Source organism: Acidiphilium sp., from assembly GCF_049977125.1.
In the GTDB taxonomy this organism is placed as follows: domain Bacteria; phylum Pseudomonadota; class Alphaproteobacteria; order Acetobacterales; family Acetobacteraceae; genus Acidiphilium.
Window position 1 is genome coordinate 12,149 of record NZ_JBMFGY010000054.1, and the last position, 8,915, is coordinate 21,063.

7 protein-coding genes are annotated in these 8,915 nt (G+C 63.1%); 6 read left to right on the top strand and 1 reads right to left on the bottom strand.

Translation table 11 applies throughout. The features are described from left to right. Positions 1–111: 111 nt before the first annotated feature. A complete protein-coding gene (locus ACP5E6_RS10050; protein WP_427954096.1) occupies positions 112–1,395 on the bottom strand; it encodes a Coenzyme F420 hydrogenase/dehydrogenase, beta subunit C-terminal domain in 1,284 nt (427 codons plus the stop codon). 186 nt (positions 1,396–1,581) lie between these two features. On the opposite strand from ACP5E6_RS10050, the gene ACP5E6_RS10055 reads away from it, so the two are divergent. From ACP5E6_RS10055 to cydC, 6 genes are all read left to right on the top strand, one after another. Further along, complete coding sequence (locus ACP5E6_RS10055) at positions 1,582–2,205, top strand: GbsR/MarR family transcriptional regulator (protein ID WP_427954097.1); 624 nt, start codon at positions 1,582–1,584, stop codon at positions 2,203–2,205. 122 nt (positions 2,206–2,327) lie between these two features. Beyond that, on the top strand, positions 2,328–3,770 hold the full coding sequence (locus tag ACP5E6_RS10060) for a cytochrome ubiquinol oxidase subunit I (RefSeq protein ID WP_427954098.1): 1,443 nt from the start codon (positions 2,328–2,330) through the stop codon (positions 3,768–3,770). Between the two features lie 55 nt (positions 3,771–3,825). Then, positions 3,826–4,872 (top strand): cytochrome d ubiquinol oxidase subunit II, encoded by a 1,047-nt coding sequence (locus tag ACP5E6_RS10065; protein WP_427954099.1) that lies wholly within the window; start codon positions 3,826–3,828, stop codon positions 4,870–4,872. Positions 4,873–4,896: 24 nt separating this feature from the next. After that, positions 4,897–5,133: a hypothetical protein gene (locus ACP5E6_RS10070; protein WP_427954100.1), complete on the top strand. Its 237-nt coding sequence runs from the start codon at positions 4,897–4,899 to the stop codon at positions 5,131–5,133. A 25-nt stretch (positions 5,134–5,158) separates the two neighbouring features. Further along, positions 5,159–6,925, top strand: coding sequence for a thiol reductant ABC exporter subunit CydD (cydD, locus tag ACP5E6_RS10075; protein ID WP_427954101.1), 1,767 nt, complete (start codon positions 5,159–5,161; stop codon positions 6,923–6,925). Further along, positions 6,922–8,694, top strand: a complete 1,773-nt coding sequence (gene cydC, locus ACP5E6_RS10080) for a thiol reductant ABC exporter subunit CydC (RefSeq protein ID WP_427954102.1) — start codon at positions 6,922–6,924, stop codon at positions 8,692–8,694. The genes cydD and cydC overlap by 4 nt, the downstream gene beginning before the upstream one ends. Positions 8,695–8,915: the final 221 nt, after the last annotated feature.

Genomic DNA, 8,915 nt, shown 5'->3' on the forward strand with positions numbered 1-8,915 from the left:
CGCCAGAATGGTTTGAAACCCCGCTGCGTCACGCATCGCCTGTCTCCCTGCCCGTTGCCCTGGATGCCGGGAGCATGACCACTCCGCGCCGCCGGCGGCAATGACATTCGGTCACAGCCGGTCCTTGTCTGCGGGCTGTTCGCCGTATTTCGGGGTCAGCCCGTAGGGGGCGACGAGGCGCCAGACATGGGCGGGGATCATTGATTTCATGCGGGCCGGTGCGGCGCGGCGGAGGTGGAGGATGGTTTCGACCGCTTTCATCTCGACGCGGGCGCGCGCGAATTCCAGGCCGCGCGGGCCGATGCGCGGCATCAGCCAGCCGACGAGGGGGCGGAGCAGGCCGGGCATGCGGCGCAGCGGCAGGCCGCCGGCGGCGCGCGCGGTGTTGGCGAGGAAGCCTTTAACCGGGCCGGCGCGTTTGCCGGCATCGCCCAGGGGCGAGAGATGCAGCGCGTCGCCGAGCAGGGCGGCGAGGTCTTCGCCGCGTTGATTGCGGATGATCAGCCATTGCTCCCCCTGGCCGGCCATGTAGCCGACGGTGATGTCGGCCAGGACGTTGGTGTAATCGACGCAGGTGCGGCAGGTCAGGGGAAAGAAATCGGCGGGAAGCTCGGAGAGCGGCAGTTGCAGGAACGGGATTCGCCTGGATGAGCCATCGGTGAAGCGCAGCTCGACGTGATAGTCGGCGCGGAATTCGAGATAGGTGATCGTTTCCGGCGCGGGGGAGAGACGGGCAAGGAATTGGTGGAAATTCGCCGTCGTGGTGTTGTCCGAACAGGGGGTGCCGATGACGTAGAGACGCTCGAGGCCGAGTTCGCGTTCCAGGGCGCGCAGGGCATAGACCTGGCAGGGAATGCCGATGATTGCGAGGCGTTTGTAGCCTTGGGCGAGGGCCGGTTCCAACAGCGCGAGCAGCGGCGCGTAGCCCATGCGCATGCCGCGCACCTGCGCCATGCCCGCCGGTTGCGTGACCAGAACCGGGACCGGTTTCCAGTGATCGTCAGGGTCGGGCGCCATGGTGAGCACCGCCTGCACCGCGCCGGTTGCCAGTAATTTTTCGGCGATGCCGGTGGCGATACCGGTCCATTGCGCGCCCGGCAGGGCGGGGTTCAGCCGGGCGCGTAGCATGCGGCGGAACGGGCCGAAATGAAGCTCGTCCGGTCGGGCGGGATCGCGCGGGCGACCGTGAACCTCGGTTTCCAGCCGGTCGTAATCAGGGTCGATGAACTGGCAGGCTCTGCCGCAGCGCTTCGGCGCCTGGGTGCGGGAGATGCCGCAATCGGTGCACAGGCCGCGGGGCACCGGTGCGCTCACCGCGGGCGCCCAGACCGGCGGAATCGCGCCGGGGGCGATTGGTTGGGTGGGGGAGGCTGCGTTTGCGCCGGATAAGGTCATGGCCAGGGGTGATTAAACCCGCAAAATCGGGCGCGGTCCAGACGTTGTGGCGCGATGAAAATGCGATGCGACGGTTCGGGAAAGCCGGGGTGTCATGCGACGCGTCATCACATCGCGCAGGGGGCGGCTTGACAATGGCGAATTCGGTGTGATGTAGGATTTCAGTAATTCCTGAAAGTCCAGAACATGGCATTATCACCGCTGACCGAAGCCTTCACGCTGCATTTCGGTGAGATGGGCAGCCGATGGGGCATTAATCGAACCGTCGGGCAGATTTACGCGCTGCTCTACCTGTCGGATCGGGCGTTGCCGGCGGATGAAATCGCTGAGGAACTCGGATTTTCGCGCTCCAATGTCTCGATGGGGTTGAAGGAATTGCAATCGTGGCATCTGGTCCGGTTGCAACATCTGCCGGGTGACCGGCGTGAGCATTTTTCGACATTGGGCGACATCTGGCAGATCGTGCGCACGCTGGCCGAGGAGCGCCGCCGGCGTGAGATCGATCCCACGCTGACGGTTCTGCGCGAATTGATCATGGAGACGCCGGAGACCGACGCGGACCGGCATGCCCAGGTCAAGCTGCGCGAGATGCATGAGTTGATCGAGTTGGTCATGCGCTGGTCGGAAGATGTTCAGAAGCTTGAAACCGCCGATCTTGTGCAGTTGCTCAAACTTGGCGGGCGGGTTGTGGCCTTGCTCGAACTCAAGAACCGCCTGCCGCTGATCGGCCGGGGCCTGCGCCGCCGCGCGAGCGATGCCGAGGCCGATGCCAGTGCCGAGGCGGAACACGCGAACGTGCTCGAAACATGAGATATTTCATGCGCCATCGTCACGCGACGAACACCGGGCCGCCATTTCCGGTTCGCTAGGGTCGGCATCGTCTGCCGATCGATGATACGTCCAGTCCTGCCCAGAATACGAAAGAAAAGACCATGTTGGATAATTCGTTACCCGTCTTTTTGTCACGCATCGATTTCGCGTGGATCACCAGCTTCCATATCCTGTATCCGCCGCTGACGATCGGGCTGGCGATTGTTTTGTTCTTTTTCGAATGGCGCTGGATCAAGACCAATGATGAGCGCTGGTATCGGCTGACCCGGTTTTTCGAGAAGATTTTCATCATCAATTTCGGCGCGGGCGTTGCGACCGGCATCACGATGGAAATGGCGTTCGGTATTCTGTACGGGCCGTTCTCACAGGCCGCCGGGCCGTTCTTTGGTCAGGTTCTCGGCTATGAGACGATCACCGCCTTCATGTATGAGGCCGGGTTCATCGGGCTGATGATTTTCGGCTGGGGCAAGATCAGCAAGAAAATGCATCTGTTCGCGACGTTCAATGTCGCGCTGTCCTCGGCGTTTTCGGCGATGTGGATTCTGGTCGCGAATTCCTGGATGCAGACCCCGACCGGGATCGTGTTCAAGAATGGTATTTTCCAGGTTACCGACTGGTTTGCTGCCCTGTTCAACCCGGATGTCATCCTTGGCTTTCCCCACATGCTGGTTGCGACGTTCGAACTCGCGCTGTTCGCGGTCACCGGCGTGTGCGCCTGGTTCATTTTGAAGAACCGACATGTCGATTTGTTTGTGCGTCCGCTGAAATTCGCGCTGCTCGCGCTGGTGGTAGTGGCGCCGTTGCAATTTTATCTGGGCGATGGTCTGGGAGAGACGGTGGCGCACGACCAGCCGGCGGCGCTGGCCTCGATGGAGGGTCATTACCACACCTATAATAAGGATGGTTCGGTCAATACCGGCTGGCACATCGTGGCCTGGCCGAACGCCAAGGGTGACGGCAACGCCTTTGCCATCACGGTGCCGCATGTGCTCAGTGTGCTGGAGACGCATAGCTGGGACGGGAAGGTCCAGGGTCTGGATTCGATCAAGCCGCAGGACCGTCCGCCGGTGGTGGTGCCGTTCTATTCGTTCCGGATCATGGTCGCGATCGGCATGTTCCTGATCCTGGTGGCGTTCTGGGGCGGCTGGCTGGCGCTGCGCCGGCGGTTTTCGCTGGCCGTGGTCGGTCAGAACAAGCTGTTCCTGCGTACCCTCGTGGTCAGCGCCTTCCTGCCCTATGCCGCCGTGTGGACTGGCTGGTGGACGCGTGAAGTCGCCCGGCAACCCTGGATCGTTTATGGCATGATGCGTACGTCCGCGGGCGTCAGTCACATGTCGGTTGCGCTCGAGCTGTTCTGGCTGGTTGGTTACATGGCGTTCGAGCTGATGGTTCTGGGTGGCGCGTGGTATTTCATCGCCAAGGTCATCCGCACGGGTCCTGACATGATCAGTCCCGTGGTGCAGGAGGGTCATGAGGCGCTCGGGCACATGGAACCGGCTGGACACGGCGAACCGGTCAAACCCGAATACCTGCGCCCCGCTTGAAGCGCTTTCCGCCCTGCATGTCCGCCGTCCCGTTTTCATCGAGAGTCTCGCCATCATGAACGCACTGAACCAAACCCAGGATATCCTCACCTTCGTGTGGTGGCTGTCACTGGCACTGAGCATCCTGCTCTATATTATCCTTGATGGCGCCGACCTTGGTGCCGGCATTTTTTCGCTGTTCGTTCCCGACGAGGACGAGCGCGGCGCGATCATGTCGGCCATGGCGGGGACATGGGATGCCAATGAGACCTGGCTGATCGTGGCCGGTGGCGTGATGTTCGGCACGTTTCCCTTCGTTTACGGCTCGCTGTTCAGCTATCTGATGGTGCCGCTGGCCCTGGCGCTGTGGGGCATCATCACCCGCGCGGTGGCGCTGGAGTTCCGCCACCTCGCCGAGAAGCGCTACCAGCGTTTCAGTGACTGGGCGTTCGGCCTGTCCAGCCTTGCCACGACGTTTTTCGGCGGCATGGCGGTCGGCGCCGCCCTGCTCGGCTTTCCGATGACCCATGTGCCGGATCAGGTGCCCACCTATGTCGGTGGCGCGCTGCGCTTCATTACCCCGTTCAGCGTCTGGACCGGGGTGGCGGCGGTGATCGCGGTGTCGCTGTCGGGGGGATTGTTCGTCCGCGCCCGCTTCGAGCCGAGCGAGCCGATCCGCCAGCACGCCGCTCGCTGGACCAATGTTGCGTTCTATCTCGCGCTCGCCGCCGTCGCGATCACGGTTGTGGTCAGCAGCGTGATCTTTCCCTGGGTTTCCAGCAAATGGTTCGGCCCGCATTTCTGGGCGTGGGGGTTGGGCGGGCTGCTCGTTGTGTTCGCCATCGTCAAAATGCGCATCGCTTCCGCCGCCGACCGTGATTTTGCCGCCATACTCTGGCTCAACCTCGCGATCGCCTTGATGGCGGCGGGCATGTTGGCGACGATGTATCCCTGGATGGTGCCCAACACCTGGACCATCTATGCGGGCGCCACGCCACAGGTTTCGATCATCACCTTTACCCTCGCCATGGCCGGGTTCTTTCCGGTGATGCTGATGTATAACTGGTATCAGATCTGGGTGTTCCGCGCCCGTATCACCAAACTCGCCGCCTACGGTCACTGAGACCGAAACGCACGGTTGCACGGCATGACGAACGCTACGCCACCTACCGGATTGATACGCCAGGCGCTGTGGAATCTGCGCCTGGCGCTCGTATTCATCCTCGGTCCGGCATTCAGCGTCAGCTTGGTCGGCATGATTTTCGGCATGCCGGTCCAGCTGCGGCTGATGGCGCTGTTCATGCTCGCCCTCGCCCTCGTGCTGTTCGCCCCGCTGTTCAGCAGCGAACTCAAAACCCTGCGCAAGACCAATGATCGCCGCTGACCTCGCGCGACGGCGGCGCTGAGCCATGGCAGGCACGGCCCCGCCCCTCTCGCGCGCCACCGGCAAAGCCCTCGATGCGTGGCTGCGCCGCTTCATCCCGCGTGTACGGATCCCGCTTACCGCCACCGTCGCTTTTGGTGCGCTCGGCGGATTGCTTCTGATCCTGCAGGCATGGCTGCTCGCCCGCATCGTGAACGCCGTTGTGATCACGAACCATAATCTGGCGTTTGTCGAACCCTGGCTGTGGGCGATGCTCGGCACTTTTGCGCTTCGCGCCATTGTCACGGCACTGGGCGACGCCATCGGCTTTGAGGCTGTCGCCCGCGTCAAGCACGACATCCGCCGCGACCTTTACGCCAAGATCGAAGCGCTCGGCCCGGCCTGGACCCGCCGCCAACGCACCGGCGATATCACCAATACATTGATCGATGGTGTCGAGGCGCTGGAAAAATACTATGCCAACTACCTGCCCCAGATGGCCCTGGCGGTGTTCATTCCGCTTTCGATCCTGGTCTTCGTGTTTCCCGCCTATTGGGTCGCGGGAATTATCATGCTGGTCACCGCCCCGCTGATACCGGTGTTCATGATTCTGGTCGGCAAGGGCACCGAGCGGCTCAACCAGCGCCAGTGGCGCAAACTTGCCCGCATGAGCGCGTATTTTTTCGATGCGATCGAGGGGCTGACCACGCTCAAGCTGTTCAGCGCCAGCCGGGCCGAGGCCCAAGTCATTGCCCAGGTTTCCGATGAATACCGCCGCGACACGATGGAGGTTCTGCGCGTTGCCTTTCTCTCGTCGCTGGTGCTCGAATTCTTTGCCACCATCAGTGTCGCGATGGTCGCGGTCTATATCGGGTTCAGCCTGTACTACCGCGACATGCAGTTTCTGCCGGGTTTTTTCGTGCTGCTGCTCGCCCCGGAGTTTTATCGCCCGCTGCGGAGCATGGGCACGCAATACCATGCGCGGATGGAGGCGATCGGCGCCGCTGAGCAAATCGTCAAGATCCTCGACCTGCCGCTTGCGGCCATCGAACAACCCATTGCGATCGCCCTGCCGGCCGCGCCGCTGCGGATCAGTTTCGAGCACGTCGATTTCGCCTACCAGCCCGATGATCCGACGCTGACCGATATTTCATTCACCCTCGCCCGTGGCGAACGCGTTGCGCTGGTCGGGCCGAGCGGTGCGGGCAAGACCACGATCAGTCATCTGTTGCTCGGCTTTCTGGCGCCGCAGGGTGGCTGCATCCGCATCAACGGGACCGACCTGCGCGAGATCGACGAAGCCACCTGGTTACGGCGCGTCGCCTGGCTGCCACAGCGCCCCACCCTGTTCCATGGCAGCGTGATCGATAACATCAGGCTCGGACTCGATGCCGATGAGGCCGCCGTGCGCGCCGCCGCCCGCCTTGCCCATGCCGATGACTTCATCGCCGGGCTGCCTCATGGGTACGCGACCATTCTGGGCGATCGCGGCCAGGGGCTGTCGGGCGGGGAAATCCAGCGCATCGCGCTCGCCCGCGCCTTTCTCAAGAACGCCGATCTCGTTGTGCTCGACGAAGCCGCCGCCAGTCTCGATCCGGCAACCGCCGCAATGATCACCGCCGCCATCGCCCGCCTCGCGCAAGACCGCGCCACTCTGGTCATTGCCCATCACCTCGACTCGGTGGCCGATGCCGATCGTATCCTGGTGCTCGACCATGGTCGCATTATCGAAGCCGGCACGCACCGCAGCCTGCTCGACCGCGCCGGTCTCTATGCCGAGATGCAGGCCCTTTATCAGCCGGTCGGCGCATGAGGGACCTGCTCCGCCTGCTCGGCCTGTTCCGCCCCTATGCGCGCTGGATGCTCGGCGGCATCAGTCTCACGATCGTTGTCATCCTGGCGAATGTCGGCCTGCTGGCCCTGTCGGGCTGGTTCATTGCCGCCATGGCGCTCTCCGGTCTGAGCGGTTCGTTGATCGAGTATTTCACCCCGGCCGCCGGCATTCGCGCGTTTGCCGTGCTGCGCACCGGCGGCCGCTACGCCGAGCGCCTGGTGACGCACGAAGCGACGCTGCGGCTGCTGTCGGAATTGCGGGTGTGGTTTTATCAGCATCTTGAGCCGCTCGCCCCGGCGCGCCTGCAATATTTTCGCGGCGGCGACCTGCTCAGCCGCATCCGCGCCGATATCGACAGTCTGGATAATTTTTATCTGCGCGTCCTGGTGCCGACCACCGCCGCCGCGATCACCGCAGTGATCATGCTCGGCTTCATGGTGGCATTCAGCGGTGGCGTCGCGCTGATCGATGGCGCCGGTCTGATCATCGCCGGTGTCATCCTGCCGCTTCTGACCCAGCGCCTCGCGCGCGGCGCCGGGCAGGCGGGGGTCGAGCGCCGCGCCGATCTGCGTGCCGGGATTGCCGATACGATACGCGGGTTGGGGGAATTGCGCGTCTATCAATCCGCTGACAACCCGGCGGCAAGCCAGGCCCTGCGCATCGATACGCTCAGCCGTGACCTGATCGTCCACCAGCGCCGCCATGCGCGGATCGCCGCAATCGCCGCCGGCGCCACCGGGCTGATCACCAATCTGACGATGGGGGCGGCGCTGGTTCTCGCGATTCCGTTGATCGCCCGTGGCGCGATCACCGGCCCGGATCTCGCGATGATCGCGCTGTTCGTGCTCGGCAGTTTCGAGGCGGTCACGAGCCTGCCCGGCGCGTTCCAATCCCTCGGCGAGACCCTCGCGGCCGCCAGGCGTATTTTCGAAATCATCGACGCCAAACCCGCCATCACCGAACCGGCACGCGCCGCGGCATCACCCACACGGTTCGACCTGCGCATCCGTGGCTTGCGCATGCGCTATGGCGCCGAAACGCCATGGGCGCTCGATGGCATCGACCTCGATCTTGCCCAGGGCGGGCGTCTTGGCATTATCGGCGCGACGGGTTCGGGCAAGACCAGCCTGCTCAATGTGCTGCTGCGCTTCTGGGATTTCCAGGACGGGAGCGTTGAAATCGGTGGCGTGTCGCTGCGCGAGCTGAAGGGCGACACCATCCGTGACTGGTGCGCCGTCGTTGCGCAGCAGACCCACCTGTTCAATACGAGCATCCGCCAGAATCTTCTGCTCGCCCGCCCCGACGCCACCGAAGCCGAACTGTATGATGCGTTGCGCCAAGCCAATATCCTCGATGAAATCCTGGCGCTGCCCGAGCGGATCGATACTATCGTCGGCGAGGTTGGCACCCGCCTCTCCGGGGGTCAGGCGCGGCGGATCGCGATTGCCCGCGCGGTTCTGAAGAATGCGCCCATCCTGATCCTCGACGAACCGACCGAGGGGCTCGACGCCGTCTCGGAACACAAGGTTCTCGTCGCGCTCGAAACCCTGATGACGCACCGCACGACTTTGATGATCACCCACCGCCCGCAGAATCTGGCGTTCATGGACACCACGATCGCGCTTCAGCGCGGGCGCATCATTGGAACCCGTTCAAACCGGCGCACCGGCGCTGGGCTGGATCATGATCGCTTCAGATCGGTGGAGGCTCTGGTGCCGGTGTCGCTGGAACACGACCGCTCGATCTGACGTTGCCACCCGGCCAGAGCAGGTTCGCGCGATTGAGATCGCTGCCGCGTCAACTTAATCGAATATCGCTCTAGAGGGTTATGCTTTCAGCTTAACGCTCTAGCTCTATGTTTTTTCGAGCGATTTCATGCGATTATGCTGCCGCTGTCGCGTCAACTTAATCGCATATCGCTCTAAAGATCGGCCACCTCGACCACGCCCTGGATCATCTTTACCGCCTG